The 17,005-nt window shown below is 44.1% G+C and carries 11 protein-coding genes and 1 riboswitch; of the genes, 4 read left to right on the top strand and 7 right to left on the bottom strand.

Features of this window, described 5'->3' with window-relative positions:
• Nucleotides 1-198: 198 nt before the first annotated feature.
• The gene (locus tag AB4384_RS01160) at nucleotides 199-1,740 is read right to left on the bottom strand and encodes a DUF3360 family protein (RefSeq protein WP_017062126.1); all 1,542 of its coding nucleotides are present in this window, start codon (nucleotides 1,738-1,740) and stop codon (nucleotides 199-201) included.
• 799 nt (nucleotides 1,741-2,539) lie between these two features.
• Between AB4384_RS01160 and AB4384_RS01155 the strand changes: the two genes are divergently transcribed.
• The 4 genes from AB4384_RS01155 to AB4384_RS01140 all read left to right on the top strand — a co-directional run bounded on the left by AB4384_RS01155 (nucleotide 2,540) and on the right by AB4384_RS01140 (nucleotide 5,718).
• The gene (locus tag AB4384_RS01155) at nucleotides 2,540-3,310 is read left to right on the top strand and encodes an ABC transporter ATP-binding protein (RefSeq protein ID WP_004736532.1); all 771 of its coding nucleotides are present in this window, start codon (nucleotides 2,540-2,542) and stop codon (nucleotides 3,308-3,310) included.
• Nucleotides 3,311-3,447: 137 nt separating this feature from the next.
• Nucleotides 3,448-4,218, top strand: a complete 771-nt coding sequence (locus AB4384_RS01150) for an ABC transporter substrate-binding protein (RefSeq protein ID WP_017062125.1) — start codon at nucleotides 3,448-3,450, stop codon at nucleotides 4,216-4,218.
• Between the two features lie 79 nt (nucleotides 4,219-4,297).
• Nucleotides 4,298-5,038 carry an ABC transporter permease gene (locus AB4384_RS01145; RefSeq protein ID WP_017062124.1) on the top strand — a complete coding sequence of 247 codons (741 nt, stop codon included), beginning with the start codon at nucleotides 4,298-4,300 and terminating at the stop codon, nucleotides 5,036-5,038.
• Nucleotides 5,039-5,040: 2 nt separating this feature from the next.
• Nucleotides 5,041-5,718, top strand: a complete 678-nt coding sequence (locus AB4384_RS01140) for an ABC transporter permease (RefSeq protein WP_017062123.1) — start codon at nucleotides 5,041-5,043, stop codon at nucleotides 5,716-5,718.
• A 163-nt stretch (nucleotides 5,719-5,881) separates the two neighbouring features.
• On the opposite strand, the gene AB4384_RS01135 is transcribed toward AB4384_RS01140, so the two are convergent.
• From AB4384_RS01135 to emrD, 6 genes are all read right to left on the bottom strand, one after another.
• Nucleotides 5,882-8,752 (bottom strand): hypothetical protein, encoded by a 2,871-nt coding sequence (locus tag AB4384_RS01135; protein WP_372128735.1) that lies wholly within the window; start codon nucleotides 8,750-8,752, stop codon nucleotides 5,882-5,884.
• 30 nt (nucleotides 8,753-8,782) lie between these two features.
• Nucleotides 8,783-8,866: riboswitch (cyclic di-GMP riboswitch) on the bottom strand.
• 12 nt (nucleotides 8,867-8,878) lie between these two features.
• The gene (locus AB4384_RS01130) at nucleotides 8,879-10,219 is read right to left on the bottom strand and encodes an HlyD family type I secretion periplasmic adaptor subunit (RefSeq protein WP_017070029.1); all 1,341 of its coding nucleotides are present in this window, start codon (nucleotides 10,217-10,219) and stop codon (nucleotides 8,879-8,881) included.
• Complete coding sequence (locus tag AB4384_RS01125) at nucleotides 10,212-11,897, bottom strand: type I secretion system permease/ATPase (protein WP_372128734.1); 1,686 nt, start codon at nucleotides 11,895-11,897, stop codon at nucleotides 10,212-10,214. The genes AB4384_RS01130 and AB4384_RS01125 overlap by 8 nt, the downstream gene beginning before the upstream one ends.
• A gap of 156 nt (nucleotides 11,898-12,053) precedes the next feature.
• Entirely contained in the window at nucleotides 12,054-12,860 is an 807-nt protein-coding gene (xthA, locus tag AB4384_RS01120; protein WP_017070028.1) for an exodeoxyribonuclease III, read from the bottom strand.
• A gap of 169 nt (nucleotides 12,861-13,029) precedes the next feature.
• On the bottom strand, nucleotides 13,030-15,120 hold the full coding sequence (locus tag AB4384_RS01115; protein WP_372128754.1) for a S9 family peptidase: 2,091 nt from the start codon (nucleotides 15,118-15,120) through the stop codon (nucleotides 13,030-13,032).
• A gap of 348 nt (nucleotides 15,121-15,468) precedes the next feature.
• A complete protein-coding gene (gene emrD / locus AB4384_RS01110) occupies nucleotides 15,469-16,674 on the bottom strand; it encodes a multidrug efflux MFS transporter EmrD (RefSeq protein ID WP_102398100.1) in 1,206 nt (401 codons plus the stop codon).
• Between the last annotated feature and the right edge of the window lie 331 nt (nucleotides 16,675-17,005).

Genomic DNA, 17,005 nt, shown 5'->3' with positions numbered 1-17,005 from the left:
GCATCATATGGTTATATATATTGTCACTACCTTTTATATGTTGTCTTTACTCTATGTATTCAAGACTACGCTAAAAAATTTCTGCAAACCTTAAACTAAATCAATAAATGCCAAAAAAAGTTGAAAAAATTTGAGTGGCAGGGGTTGCCACCCAAACTTTTTTTTAATCCTAATACTACTTTTGTGTAGTAAGGACTATTATAGCCAAGCTTTTAGACCATACTGACCTTCTAGCATACCAACTGCAAGCATTGCCACTAGACAGATAACTAAAACGCCAACAGGGATAACAATCTTATCTACAAATGATAGACGCTTTGCACGCTCTTTATCACCAATTAGACCATTATTATCAAGAAGCATAGTTAGTGCCCATGCTAATACTGGGTTAACAACCGCTGAACCAAAGATACAGATACCAGCCGCTTGAGAGTCTTTTGAATCTTTAACCATTTGCATACCTGCTTCAAGTAGAGGTAGAGATACACCTACAAGTAGCGCAACACGCATCACTGGTGGCCATACTGCTACGTCCATCGGGAAACCAAGAATCGCAACAATAATACACAGAGAACCAAGCAAGATAGCGCCGCCAGGGATTGGACGTTTCGCGATTGCTGCTGGGATCATGTAAGTACCCCAAGAAGATGTGATGTTACCACCACCTACTGCAGTACCGACCATTTGACGAACAGAACACATCGTCATTGTGTCATCTACGTCCATCAGAACTTTTTCAGAACGTTTAGGGTAGTTCAGCTCTTGGAAGATACGGTGACCTAGGAAGTCTGGTGACCACATTGCTACTGCAAGAATAGCGAACGGTAGCGAAGCGATGAAGTGCTCAACGTTTGGCAAGCCAAGCATCCAACCTTCAGAAGTCGAACCCCACCAGTAAACTGGGTTTAGGTTTGGAATGCCCATTTCAGTTTCGAACACGATATCGAAACCAGCGCCTAATGCTAATGCAATAGCAAGGCCTGTAAACGCACAAACTGGAATAGCTAACCAACGCTTGTTCACTTTTGCTAAGAAAGCGTAGATAGCAATAGTAATAGCAAGAACGATAAGACCCACGTAACCCATGCTACCCGCTTCAACAGTAGAAGATTGAAGACCAACCGCCCATGCTTGAATTGAGTTGATTTGGCTCATGGTACCGGTTAAGCCTAAGAATATGAGCAAGCCACCTGCTGTACCTTCAGAAGTTAGGTTAACAAGTTTAGATCCGCCTTTTAGGAAACTTAGGATGAGACCGAACACACCGATCAGGATGGCCAATGCAAGAGGGTGAGCACCAGCGAGAGCGATGGTACCGATAAGAGGGATCATTGGGCCGTGGTTGCCGGCAAGGTTTGCTTTAGGGTTAAAGAAACCAGAAGCAAGGATACAAAACAGTAGTGCAGGAATAAGCATTTCTACACGAGCGACTTCAATTGCGAAGTCTTTACCTAGGTTTACGTGATCCCAAGCTTGAGTTAGGCCATCAGCCCACGACATCATTACTGCAGAGTACATCGCAATGATACCAATAGTACCAGCAAGTGCAGGAACAAGATCTTCAAGTTCAAAGCGGAAGTCACGACCTGGAAGGTTTAAACCGAAGCGGCGAGGCTTCATGATTTGAAGTTCGTGATCTAGATAATCTGAGCGGCTCTCAAATTCAGAAGCAGGACGGTGTAGCTCTTTATAGCTTTTCTCTTCTACTTCAGAGTTCGCATTATTGACAACGTCTGACATAGATTCCTCATATTTTTTGTTAGTAATTCTAAAATTGAATTCTATAAGTTCGCGTAATTGCGTAATTGCGTTATTTCTTAGTTATAACTCATTAACATTATGTTGCACGGTTTTGCTGTGCTTTATGCAGCTAAGTTAAAAGAAATGTTTGGCATTTTTAATGCCTTATTCTTTGCTGAGGAGTCTAACAAGCTTACCCTTTAGGGTGATTGATCTTGATCACTTTATGAGTATATGTGAAAGAAAGCTACAAAACGCAGCGATTCATTAACTTCCCATTGATGAATCGTGTAATTAGTTTTCACAAATTGACGTTTACCTATCTTCTTCGAGCCTTTGTCGTCATGGCTCGAGTTCAATACTCAATTCTTACTGAGTTATTTCACTATTACTTGCTTCCCAACTGTTCCGAGTGAAATGCTTACAATGTAATAACCTTAAAATAATTGTGCCTTACGGTGTGTATGTAGTGTTGAGCGTGCAGATTATATTTTGCAGATCTCGGCGTATCTAAGTTCACAAAACTTGTTTTTCTTGTGAGACATCAAGCTACGTGAATCTCATTTTGATTAACTTTATTTAAACAATGTAAGGGGTGTAATTGCAGCTTATTGATAGAACTCATTCATTAAATTGAGGCGAAAACGCTACCTTTTGCATAATAAGTCAGAGTGAATCGCTATTTATTCCAATTTATCAGGTTAATAATTTGTTGCATGTTGTTTCGTGTGGTGCTAGTTTGTATCGCATGAAAAGGTCGGAGTACCTTGCATTTTCACAAACTTGGGAGAGAAAGCGCATGAAAGATGTACCAGCGCTGGACATAAAGGATCTACACAAAACGTTTGGTCAAAATGAAGTTTTAAAGGGAATTTCACTTTCTGCGCATAAAGGCGATGTTGTATCGATTATCGGATCTTCAGGGTCGGGTAAAAGTACTTTCCTTAGATGTATCAACCTTTTAGAGACACCAACTGCAGGCGAGATTTGGGTTAATGGCGAATTAATTCAAATGAAAAACAACCGCCAAGGCGTATCTGTTCCTGCCAACGAAAAACAAGTACAGCGTATCCGTTCACGCTTAGCGATGGTTTTTCAAGGCTTCAATCTTTGGTCTCACCTGACCGTTCTCGAAAATGTTATCGAAGCACCCGTTCACGTATTAGGTGTACCTAAAGCTCAAGCGATTGAAAATGCAGAACTACTACTTAAAAAAGTAGGCTTGTATGAGCGCAAAGATTACTACCCAGGTCATTTATCCGGTGGACAACAACAACGAGCGGCAATTGCTCGAGCGTTAGCGGTTGATCCGGAAGTGATGCTGTTTGATGAGCCAACATCAGCACTTGACCCTGAGTTAGTAGGGGAAGTACTCGGTGTAATGCGAGATCTAGCAGAAGAAGGAAGAACCATGCTTGTGGTAACACATGAAATGGCTTTTGCTCGTGACGTATCAAACCATGTGATGTTCCTGCACCAAGGTCTAGTGGAAGAACAGGGCGATCCAGCTAAACTGTTTACGGAACCTGAATCTGAACGTTTACAACAATTTATCTCATCGATTTACTAATCAGAATTGAAACGCCGTTGCCAACGGTAAACAGCGACGGTGTGAACAATAAAACACAACAAGTAAGTTAATAAGCAACAACAAACACAATATTAAAACTAGCAAAACATAAAAACCTAAATCACAGGAGTAGGGATATGAAAAAGTGGTTATTAGTCGCGGCACTTGCTGCAACTGCTGCAACGGGCGTAGCTCAAGCAAAAGAATGGAAAACAGTACGCTTTGGTATTGAAGGTGCTTACCCTCCATTTAGCTGGACAGAAGCTGACGGGTCACTGAAAGGCTTCGATGTCGATATGGCTAACGCACTTTGTACTGAAATGCAGGTGCAGTGTAAGATCGTTGCACAAGACTGGGATGGTATCATTCCTTCTCTACTTGCTCGTAAATATGATGCGATCATCGCGGCAATGTCTATCACGGAAGAGCGTAAGAAAAAAATCGACTTCACTGGTAAATACGCACTTATCCCAAACAAGTTCATCGCTAAGAAAGGTGCAGGCCTTAACTTTGATGATCTAAGCGGTCAAAAGATTGCAGTTCAACGTGCAACAACTCACGATAAATACCTAACAGACAACTACGGCGATACAGTAGAGATCGTTCGTTACGGTTCATTCGACGAAGCTTACCTTGATCTAGCAAACGGTCGTGTTGCTGCTGTACTAGGTGATGCATCTGCTCTAGAAGAAGGCGTGCTGAACAAAGCTGGTGGTGAAGACTACGAGTTTGTTGGCCCCTCTCTAACGGATCCTAAGTGGTTCGGTGAAGGTATGGGTATTGCTGTTCGTAAGCAAGACAAAGATCTGACTAAGCAATTAGATGCGGCAATCCTTTCACTACGTGAAAAAGGCATCTACCAAGATATCGCGGCTAAATACTTCAACTACGACGTATACGGTCAGTAATCTTTAGCGTCAATTCTTAAGGGAGAGGTTCTCCTCTCCCTGTCTTACCAACTTTTTCGCAGTTCTGTTGGAATCCATTATGTTTGATTTACAAGGATATGAAGCGTCGATCCTGAAAGGGGCGGTGCTCACAATCGAAGTTGCCTTGCTGTCGCTAATTTTAGCTATGGTTCTTGGTATGCTAGGTGCCTTAGCAAAACTCGCGCCTTATCGCTGGGCTCGTGCTATTGCAACCCTCTACACAACCGTCATTCGAGGCATTCCAGATCTCGTACTGATGATGCTGATTTTCTTTGGTGGACAAATCCTTTTAAACAACAGTTTGTATTCCATCAACGAGTGGCTCAACGAGTGGTTTGCATCCAGTGATCCTAACCACGAATGGACCGCTTACTTACCTGATTATATTGATGTCAGCCCATTTGTTGCTGGTGTCTTAACCATAGGCTTTATTTTCGGTGCCTATATGGCAGAAACGTTCCGTGGTGCCATCATGGCTGTCGACAGCGGTGAAATGGAAGCGGCAAAAGCTTATGGTATGAGCCCTGTAAAGGCGTTTCACCGCATACTGCTACCGCAGATGATTCGTCACGCATTACCGGGTTTTGGGAACAACTGGCTGGTATTACTTAAAACCACTGCGTTGGTTTCCATTATTGGCCTAGAAGATATGGTGCGTGTTAGCGCACTGGCAGCGGGTTCAACCAAAATGCCATTTACCTTCTATATGACAGTGGCGATTATCTTCTTATTCTTCACCAGTGTTTCAACGGGCCTGCTTAAGCTGGTTGAACGTAAATTCAGTATCCACGCGAGGTAGTTATGGACTTTTCATTGATAATTGAAAGCCTACCGATTTACCTTGGTGGTTTATGGACAACGGCTTGGATGGTTTGTGTCGCTTTGATTATTGGCTTATTCGTAGCCATACCATTAGCGATTGCTCGTAACAGCCCAAATATGCTGATTAACGCTCCGGCTTGGTCGTTCATTTATTTCTTCCGTGGTACACCGTTATTGGTTCAGTTGTATCTGATTTACTACGGTATGGATCAGTTCTTCCCAGTAAAAGACACGCTATGGGAAAACGCTTGGTTCTGTGCTCTAGTAGCATTCATTCTTAACACATCAGCATATACGGCAGAGATCATTCGCGGTGCCATTAACGGCTTACCTAAAGGTGAAGTTGAAGCAGCAAAAGCGTACGGCATGAGCACACCAAAGACTTACCGCCGCATCATTTTGCCAAGTGCTCTACGTCGTGCATTACCGGCTTACAGTAACGAAGTTATCTTCATGCTTCACGGCTCTGCGGTAGCGGGTATCGTAACCATTATGGATCTAACCGGTGCAGCTCGTTTGGTTAACTCTCGTTACTATGCCCCATTCGAGTCTTTCCTAACGGCAGGTCTGTTCTACATGGCACTAACGTTCATCATCATCGCGATTTTCAAATTCGCAGAGAAGCGTTTCCTTGCTTATCTAAGACCCCTTAGCTAATTGCACGGTATTCACACAGTTAACAAAACGGCGCTCATTGAGCGCCGTTCTTATTTAGGGTTTGTATAGGAATTAGTTGAGTAGCTCTTTGAAGCAAAAAGGACTTATTACACAAGCAATAAGTCCTTTAACTTTGTTTCTGATTTACTAGTTCAAAAAGCAATTAAACTTCATTAACGCCAATGAAATCACCATCAAAGGATGCATCAGTGTAGATGATGACTTCTTTGCCTCCTTTGGTGAAGCTATAAGCGGTAATCGTTTCAGTTCCATCGAGTCCAAGTTTATCTTGCATATCTTGGTCTAGCGTCACTGATGTTGCGGTTTGGTATTGGAATCCTTGAAGATGACTTGCGTCGATATCTTCAATTCCTAAAGCAAAGAATTCAGCAACTTGGTCGTCGTTCTTTGCTCTATTACCATCAAGGTCATGGTTTTGATTGAAGGTTTTACCTAGAGAAATAGTCAGTTTGTCATTAGCTGAGTCTCCCCCTATGACTGCTTCAAACCCATTGATGTTTGACCCCTTCGACATGTCGATATCGACACCACCAGGGTCATTGGCGACCAGTACATCGAACCCTTTACCACCATGAATTAGAGTATCCTCTGCATCAAAGGCTACTGTATCGTTGCCTTTACCAGCACGGATTTCGTCTGCACCACCACCACCAATGATGATGTCATCGCCTTTACCGCCTTTGATATGGTCGATTCCGTCTCCGCCATCAAGCCAATCATCGCCTTTACCACCAAACAATTGCTCTGGTTGGTCGTCGATTTCAACGGTGGTTACCACATCATCGAAGTCACCATCACCGCCAGGGTTGTCATTCCAGAACTGATTTCCGAGTTCTGTACCCGGATTGAAGTTGTTAATGCCGCTAACATCTAAGGTAAGGTTGCCGTTACTACCGACTAAATCTTGTACGCCCAGCAAGAAGGGGTGGTCACTATTGTTAGAGCTGGTCGCTTGTTGAGTGTTTAAGTCAATTGCGATACTTTCGCCTGAGACGAAACCGTCATTCCCGCCATCTGGGATAATGAAGAACCCGAGCGTATCAACGCAATCATCACAGTGCCCCAAATCGAGACTAAAGCTGTTGCCAGCTTCAGAGTTTGGAAGGTGATCTTTCACATTCCCCCAAATGACTTCAGCGTTTACATTGCCTTCACTGTCTTTTGTGAAGTAACCAAACGAATTTTCGAAGCCCGCTTCGGTGCCTTCCATAGTGACGTCAATAGTCCCTCTGAAGCTACTTACATCGTAGTAACCCGTCTCAGGATCGAGTTCAGGTATGCCACCTTTGGCGTTGTCACCACCAAGAATGACATCGTCCCCACGACCACCGCGCAATATATCGGTTCCGTCACCCGTTAGGCCATCGGTGGTAACAGAAGTGACGTAGTAGTCACTTGAATCGGCATTAGCGTTTCCGTTTTTGTCAAATGCAGGACCAACGGCAGTAAACTGAAGTTCATCAAAGGCTTTAAAGCCAGTGTCATCAGGACCGATGTTTAGATAACCGCTGTTGTTATTGCCATCCGCTAAATCGCTCGCAATGAAATCGCCCTCAGCGACCAGAATACCTTCCCGATATGCTGCCCAATGGCCTGCCTCATCTACGCCATTGTCGCCTTCATTTAAGTAGAGGTTGGAAATGCCGACTTTAGCAATCATTGTATGTTCGTCTAAGCTGACGGAAAACATCTCTGATGCACCTTCACCGGTAACGCCGTCGTAGCTGAAGCCAATTTGAGCAAGCACGCCAGCCTCTGCTGCGCCATCTACCCCATAACCTGTACCGCCAGAGCTTGCATTACCTGTATCAACGGTGCCGACAGAACCATCAGCGTTGTAGGCGGTTGAATTTGCTGATAGGTCGACGGATGTCGTTGGATCTGCTAATTCAAACTCGCCGGTTCCTTCGTTAAACGACAGCGCTTCAAAGTTATCGCCGATAATTACGTCATTCCCTTTACCGCCTCGAATCAAATCGTTCCCAGCAGCGCCTTCATTTGCAGCGTCTGGCCCGTTATCACCGATTAGCACATCGTTATGCAGTACTTGCTTCAATGACACATTGTCAATCAGAGCCCCAAAGGTATCTTCTGCACCGTCGGCAATAAAATTGAGTGAGTAATTTCCTGAAGAGAGATCGACATCTTCGCTAAACAGATCCCAATCATCATCTACGCCGTCAATGTCTTGGAAAGACTTCTCGAATACAACGTCGGTGCCCGCCATTATTTGGACTGTGAAAGGAGCGGTGGTGCTATCGCCTCCTTTATTACGGAAAGCGTAGGAAAAATCGAGTTGATATATACCGTCGTCATCGACCGTAAATGTTTGGGAGACGGTTGAATTTGAATTCGCGCCATGCGAGTCTAATTCTAGGAAGTGACCACTGGCGATATCAGTCCCGTAACCATCAGCTGGGACACCGCCATGCAGTTGTTCTTGAATCTCGATACTGCCAACCTCTGCGTTCCATGCACCGGCGCTTGGCGCTGTTCCCCATGTATTGCCAAGGTCAAAAGCTTCAAAATCACCATCGCTGATTAGGTTTTCGCCAAATTCTGCACCAGCGCCTCTGTCACCATAAATAATGTCATTGTTCGCACCGCCTTCAACATAATCATCACCGGCACCTGCAACCACAATGTCGTCAACACACTCTTCTCCTAGCGCTTCTAAATCTTTATCGCGTGCCGCGCTTAAATCGCGGTTAACGCCGGCTTCATCACCAGCATTGAGCGAATGATTCCAAGCTTCAACCACATCGTTTCCGGCACCTGCTTTAATTGTGTCCGATCCACGTCCAGCAGCGATAAAGTCATCGCCGCTGCCGGCATGCACAATGTCGTCGCCTTTACCGGCTCGTACTTCGAGGTTATCGCCGCTGAGGTTAGAAAGGTCATTGTTGACATCTCTAGATTCTGGGGTGGGGAGGTTAGGACCATCTACTAGTGTATTGGTATCATTGCTACCATTACTTTTCAGTCCTGCTGCTGTATTGGTTACTTCTGCCATCGTTTTTTCCTCACATATCATTCGATACATAGAGGCAGCCCAGCCATCTCGGCTTCATCCCTGAGATCTGGAGCTTTCCGTCCTCACCTCACGATGAGTTTGGCTTTATCTTCTTTGTGCGCTTGGTTAAATTTCTCTCATTGCCTTATAGGCGCTCACAGAGAGTGGGTTGAGTAGATACTCGAGCGGTGTTTGTTGCTCAAGTAATATCATCACTTCTGCGGGCATGCCCGGATACAATGAGATGTTTTCTAATGCTTCTAGCTCAGACTTATCTAACGATACTCTCGCTAAGTAAGCAGAAGATCCTGTAGCTTGATCGCTAATGCGGTCAGCCGAAATATGGACTAATTTTCCACGAATCGGTGGTGTTTTACGGAAACTGTATGCAGTCAGTCTTACTTGGGTATCCAACCCAATTCGTAAGGCTTCAATGTCTTCTGGCTTGACTAACGCTTCTACAATCAACTCGTCATTTTGCGGAACCAATTCCATTAAGGTTTCACCGGGTGGAACAATGGCATTTTCGGAGACCACATTAAGTCCAACCACCACACCACTTTGAGGTGCTCTTATTTCAACCCGGGTAAGAATATCTTGAGCATTGACCATAGCTTCTCTGGTTTCATTCAGCTTTCGTTCTAAATCTTGTATCTCTTCGCCGAGCGTTTTGGCGTAAGTATAATCCGCGTTGATCAGCTCTAATTTCGCTTCGGCGATGGTGCGCTTGGCGTGTCCGATTCTAGCTTTGAGGTCAGCAACGTTACCTTGTAATTGAGAGCGTTCTCGCTGTAAATCCAATAAGCGAGATTTGGATGTGTTACCGGAAACAAGCAAATCTTGGTGCATTTGTACCTGTTCTTCTAAATACTTCAGGCTTCGATTTCCGGCTAAGAATCGTTGTTGGAAGCCTTGCAGATCAAGTTTTGATTGCTCGACTTTTTGCTGTAACACATCGGATTCACCGGATTTTAACGATTGTCTTTTGCTGAAAAGTTTACTCTGCGTATCAAGTAAGCTTGATACGTTTGGGTCACTCATAAGGGAGAGTAATCTCATATCAAATTGAATTTCTTGATGACTCGCTAACTCTGATTGTAAGCGGTTCAGCCGCGCTAAATCACTTTGCCACTGAGCTCTTAGCCTTAGAAGCGATGCTTGAGCTTGTGTGTGACTTAACGTGATGAGCAGTTCGTCTTTTTGAACATGGTCGCCGTCAGAAACATGGACGATTTCTACAATCCCGCCTTCTAAGTGCTGAATGGGTTTTCGCTTTGATTCTACGATAATCACGCCTGGCGCAATGGCAGCAGAAGAAAGCGGGGCTAGGTATGCCCAAGCAGCAAAGCCACCAAGAGTAGTCACAAGAACTAACCAGATGAACACCTGTATTTTGAATGTAGAAAAGATCAGTTTTCTACCATCGTCGAAGTGAATACCTTTATCGTCATGATGAATACTAGCCATTCGACACCTCCGAGGAAGCGACATTGAAGAGCGACCGGACAACTTTACTCGCTTCGCCTGCTTGCGTTATCTGGCCGTTTTTCAATTCAACAACCCAATCGACATGTCTGAGTAAGCTTGGGTTATGCGTTACCATCACGACAGAAATGGATTTCTCTTTCGCCAATTGTAATAGCGAAACAAGAAACTCTTCGCCTTCTTTGTCGAGATGTGAATCGGGCTCATCAAGCACGAGTAGCTTAGGTGAGAAAACTAATGCTCTTGCGATGGCAAGTTTCTGGGCTTGTCCACCAGATAACTGATGACCAAAAGAACCGATAATCGTTTCATATCCATTCGGTAAGGCGACAACAGCGTCATGCACACCGGCTTGAATAGCGGATCTGACGATTTGGCTATCCGTAACGTTGGAATCAAATCGGGCGATATTTTGTTTTACAGTGCCATGTAAAAAGTCGATGTGCTGAGGAACATAACCGACGGTGTGTTTGAACTGATTCAGATTCCACAACTCAACATTGAGTCCATCGATAGAAATGCCACCTTTTGAGGGCGATATGCCGTTAGTGATCATTTTGCAGAGGGAAGACTTACCTGACCCGCTAGGGCCTATCAATGCGACTCGATTTCCTGATTCCAGTCTTAGCTTCAAACCATTAAGAGTCGGCTTGTTAAGGTTTTCAGAGGCGAACCATGTGACGTTGTCGATGACCAGATCACCTTTAATGATTTCTAACTCGGTTCGCTCGGTATGTTTAGTATGAGAAGCAAATTCCTTAGCTAAGCGTTTGTTTGCATCCAAACCAGTTTTCCATGCTTGAATACCACTAGAGAGCATCTCAATAGGCTGGAGTGCTCTCGCCATTAGGATTGAACCCGCAATCATTCCGCCAGCAGACATGGCATTTTGAATGACTAGACTTGCTCCGACAGCCATGATGATGAGTTGAAGGACCATACGTATGTAACGAGAAAATGCACTCAGTGAACAGGTGGCTTGATCTAAATGGCTTCGAGACCAGCTCTTCTCCGCCAATATTTCTTGGTAGGTCTGACTTAAACCTTGTTGTTGATGTTGGCTAAAGATCGTGGCGTGTTTTTGAAAGCACTCGTCGTTTTTTCTTTGTGTTGCGAGCTGGCTTAAGTAAGTGGTTTTAAAGTGCTTAGATTTAACCCAATGAGAAAGCAATGTTGTCATGAGAATAAAAACAACGGCACCCACACCGACTAATCCTATATATGGATGAATCGCAAACATAATAATAAGAAAAAGGGGAGTGAATGGCAGATCAAACATGACAAAGTAGGCTGGAGAAGAGAGTAGGCTCTTTACCTCACTTATATCGTTGAACAGATGTTTTTCTTTTGATTTCGATGAGAAGGAGGTTTGTTCAAATAGCTGCTGAGACGCGATAAATTCAAATTTGATCGCTTTCTTTTGTGCATACTTGGCTCTAGACGCGTCAAGGAACGCTTGGGCTGTAAGTAGGAACACAGCAATGAAAGCCAAGAATAGAAGCGTATCTAAACTTTGACTTGAGAGGACTCGATCAAACACTTGAAGGCTGAATAAGGGAACGACTAACATCAATACGCTGATCGCTCCGCTGACCACCATCATCGGAAGTAAACTACGCAGATTAATTGGATTTATACCGGCCCAAGGCTTTGCGTCCATACAAAACTCTCTCCATTGGTTGTCCAAATAGTATAGATGGGCAGTGGCGAGAATGTGAACTATCTCAAGCTTTTTGAGTGGATTTGAGCTAAGTAAAAAAAATGCACAAGCTAAACAAAAGCTTGTGCATTTTTGATTTGAAATTTAATTTGGATTTTATTTAAACGTCGACCAAATCGGAGCGTGATCTGACGGTTTTTCAATGCCTCGTAGCTCGTAATCGATGCCAGCTTCAGTACACTTATCGGCAAGCTTTTGAGTCGCTAGGACTACATCAATACGCAGGCCGCGGTTGTCTACGAAGCCTTTTGAGCGGTAATCAAACCACGAGTATTGATCATTCACTTCAGGGTGCAGCAAGCGGAAGCTGTCTACAAAGCCCCAGTCCATCAATGTTTTCAACCATTCTCGCTCTTCTGGTTGGAAAGAGCATTTACCTGTTTTTAACCAACGTTTCGCATTAGGTTCACCAATGCCGATGTCTGCGTCGATAGGGCTGATATTAATGTCGCCCATCACAATCACTTGCTCATCTTTGTTGTGATAATCGTTTAAGTAAGTCATTAAGTCTTTATAGAACTGGCGTTTGTACGGGTATTTTGTTTCATGCTTGATGTTATCCCCTTGAGGGAAGTAGCCATTTAGCACGGTAACCTTTTCACCATCTTCATCTTCAAACGTCGCCATGATCATGCGTTTTTGATGGTCTTCATTATCTGTTGGGAAACCCTTCTGCACAGAAATAGGCTCTTGCTTACACAACATTGCCACACCGTAGTGGGCTTTTTGACCGTGGAAGTAAACCTTATAGCCCATTGCTTCAACATCAGCAATTGGGAAGGCTTCATCGTGCACTTTTATCTCTTGCAGACCAATCACGTCGGGTTGGTGTTTGTCGATAATAGCTTGCAGTTGGTGAAGGCGGGCTCTAAGACCGTTGATGTTGAAGCTAATTACTTTCATTTGTTTTTATACCTCTCGTAAACCTTTGTCACTGCTTGTTTTTAAAGGTTTTTGATTTGGTGGATTTCATGGTTCATCGTATTTAACCATGCTTAATAATTTCTGTCGCCACTTTGTAGAGACAAAATGGCGACATTAAATGATGTGAGTACTTACAGTTACGTAGAATCTATTGAGTCTTAAGTAAATCCAAAAAGAACGCGTATTCAAGTGCGTCTTCTTTTAATCGTTTAAATCGGCCAGAAGCGCCACCGTGACCGGCTTCCATATCGGTTTTGAACAGCAATACGTTGTTGTCTGTTTTCATTTCACGCAGCTTCGCAACCCATTTCATTGGCTCAAAGTACTGCACCTGTGAGTCATGCAGGCCTGTTGTCACCAACATGTTCGGGTAGTTTTGTACCTTAATGTTGTCGTACGGTGAGTACCCCAGCATGTAATCGTAGTAGGCTTTATCGTTCGGGTTACCCCATTCGTCATACTCGTTGGTGGTTAGAGGAATCGATTCATCGAGCATGGTTGTCACAATGTCTACAAACGGAACATGTGCACCAATACCACGGTACAGTTCTGGTGCTTGGTTGATGATTGCCCCCATCAATAGACCGCCAGCAGAGCCACCAACGGCGAACACTTTATCTTTTGCGCCGTAGCCTTCTTCAACAAGCTCTTTGGTTACATCAATAAAGTCGTTGAACGTGTTTTGTTTGGTCAGTTTTTTTCCATCTTCATACCAAGGGCGACCAAGCATTTCTGAACCGCGGACATGTGCGATGGCATAAACAAAACCTCTATCTAGTAGGCTTAGGCGAGTTGAGCTGAAGGTCGGTTCGATGGTAGAGCCGTAAGACCCATAGCCGTATTGATAGATTGGGTTAGTGCCGTCTTTCTTGAATAAATCTTTGCGATAAACCAAAGAGACCGGGACTTGCTTACCATCGCGAGCCGTAACCATGATTCGCTCTGATTGGTAGTTATCCGCTTCGAAATCACCTAATACGGGTGTTTGCTTCATGAGCTCGAATTCACCTGTACTTAGGTCGAAATCATAATAAGTACCTGGCGTGGTTAAGCTGCTGTAATAGATACGAACTTTTGAGTTATCTAATTCATAGTTACTCGTTAGGTAAGCGGCAAATGCGGTGTCGTTAAATCCAAGTGGGAACTCGTTGCCTGTTGAGAGTTGGCGAACTGTCACTGTAGACAAGCCATCCGCGCGTTGCTCGTAAACAAGATGGTCATCAAACAACTCGAAATCAACAAGCTGAGTATTGTCGTCTGCTGGGATGACATCGACCCATTTTGAGCGATCATGCATCTCTTCGGCGGTGACTTTCATTAAACGGAAGTTGACCGCTTGGTAGTTGGTGTAGATGTAATACCAATCACCTAGCTTAGCGATGCTGTACTCTATGCCGGTCTCTTTTGGGTAGAAAGCCTCAGCTGTAGCCTTTGGGTTGTTGGCATCGATGACTGAAACACCGCTGGTTTCTGTGCTCGAGTGCCAAATGTAGACCTGTTCACCATCTTTGCTTTTGCTCAAAGAGGTGTAGTAAGCGCTATCGGTCTCTTCGTAGATTAACTCATCGCTTGCTTGATCTGTGCCTAATACGTGGCGGTAAACTTGATAACCCAGCAATGTTTGTGGATCTTTTTTGATGTAGTAGAAGGCTTGGTTGTCGTTTTGCCATGCGATTGCACTCGAAGCGCCTTCAATTTCATCTTTTAGGTATTCACCTGTTGTGAGGTCTTTGATCTTGATGGTGTAAATGCGGCGGCTTAGCGTATCTTCGCCATAGGCCAACAAGTTTTCGTCTGGGCTGATCGTTAAGCCACCAATACTGAAGAATTCATGTTCTTTTGCTAGCTCGTTAACATCTAAGATGACTTGCTTGTCTGTGCCTAAAAAGTTTTTTTCACGCAGGTGAACTGGGTATTCGTTGTCACCTGTGACCTTATTCGAGTAGTAGTAACTGCCTTTGCGAACCGGTACCGAATTGTCGTCTTTTGCGATTCGGCCTTTGATCTCTTGAAATAATTGTTTTTGTGCTGCTTCTGTATGTTTTAACACTGTATCTGCGTACTGATTCTCTTGCTCAAGTTGTTGCAATATCTCTGGATCTTGGCGTGCATCATCGCGCATCCAATAGTAATCATCGATTCGGATTTCACCATGAATCGTCATTGCGTGAGGGACTTTCTTAGCAACGGGTGCTTGGGTTTGCTGAGCGACGAGCTGTGATTGAGAGTAGTGGTTCATGGTTGAGATTCCTTGATTGCTGCATCCGGCGACAAGCGCTATTGATACGGCTAATGTGGTTAAAGCGATACGCATCTGTATATCCTTAGTGTGTACCTTACTCGTTTTAATGCCAGCATCCTTTGTTGTGAGAGTTCAGGTACGTTGGTGTTCTTCCAGTGATATTATTTATAATTGGATTCTGGATATGCACCTTCATCGTAAGTGTCTGTTATTGTTTTCAAAAAATCAAAGCAATGTTAAATGAAATTACTGATACGTGAGAGTGGAAGGAATAAATGTGCAACAAAAAGGGACACACTTTTCAGTATGTCCCTTTCCTTTGTTTAGCAAGATTCGAGTTTTACGTTAAATAGCCAATGGCATTTCGCTTGAGTGGTCAGGTTTACGATTAACCCAACGTAAACCAAGCATAGCGATGAATGACATAGCAATCATCAGGCAACCGAGTGGCAGTTGGTCTTGAGCTGGGAAGAACGATGCCAATAGTGTTGCGATGCCAGCACCTAGGTTTTGCATACCACCTAAAATCGCACCTCCAGTACCAGCGTGGTACGGGAATGGCGAAAGTGCCCCTGTTGTTGCTGCTGGGAATAATATGCCAGCGCCCAAGAAGTAAATTGTGGCACCGCCAATCAAAGTTAATGCTGTTGTTTGACCAAACAGACCCGGTATCAATACCACTGTTGAGCCTACCAATATCGCAACCAGACCAACATTCAATGCACGGCGCTCAGAGCGACGTTGTGCGATGTAACTAGATAAGCCTGCACCGACTAAGTAACCTGGAATAGGCAAGACAAACAGCAAGCTTACTGTGGTTGCCGGTAAGCCAAGTACGCCACCAAGCAACACACCTGCCGCTGCTTCAAATACGGCTACACCAGCAAAGGTTGCGACTAATACCAATAAGAAACCTTGGAAACGTTTATCAGACAGAACGAACTTGTAGCTGTTGGCAACCGATTCATGCTTGCGTCGTTCTTTCGGCAGTGTTTCCATCATGCTCGTCATCATAGTGATCACAACAGCAATACCAAACAGCGCAAGGAATAAGTAGCTAGAACGCCAGCCGAAAACTTCTGTTAGGTAACCACCCAGTACAGGAGCCATCAATGGTGAGAAAATCACACACATGCTAATCAAGCTGTTTGCACGGTGCAGCTCTGCGCCTTCAAAACAGTCGCGAGTCAATGTACGAGACATCGCACCACCACAACCGATGCCCAAACCTTGGATAAAGCTGCCCGCTAAGAACCATTCATATTCGTGAGCGAACAATGCTACCAAAGTACCGATGATGTAGATGATCAAACCAATCACGATGATCGGTTTACGACCTAGGCGATCTGAAAGTGGGCCGTAAACAAATTGCGACAGACCATAAGGGATCAAGTAACACGCCATCACTGCCTGCAGTGAAGATGCCGAAACTAAGAACTCACCTGCCATATGACCGATAGAAGGCACGTACATCGTTTGAGTCATTTGACCTACGGCAGTCAGAATAGCGATTAAAAAGGTAAGTTTCGCTAATGGAAACGAGGCGGACATTTGCGTATCTCTCCAAAAATTAAGACGTAAAAAGCCTTAGCGCTCCATTAAAGGAGAGCCAAATGAATAAAGTGTTCAGGGAATCTAGGCGTGAGATATTAGAGCTTGATTGCGGGCTTAGCAATCAAAAAGTGTGAAGTTGATCAAGATAAAAATCTATAACTTGGATTATAAAAACTAATCCGAAGTTACTGCATTTTAAAGAGGGAGAGGGTGGAGTGGGCTTCCTTTAAATATCGATGTTCTGGCTATGTCCAAAGCGCTAAAACCTAAGCAACACAGCTAATGATTATATGAGTACATCATTTGAAATCACAGAAAAAAGGAAGAA

Origin of the sequence: Vibrio sp. 10N.261.51.A4, assembly GCF_041471945.1 — a bacterium.
GTDB classification, from domain to species: domain Bacteria; phylum Pseudomonadota; class Gammaproteobacteria; order Enterobacterales; family Vibrionaceae; genus Vibrio; species Vibrio crassostreae_C.
The sequence above is the reverse complement of the archived record's forward strand: the minus strand, read 5'-3'. Positions and strand labels throughout refer to the sequence as shown.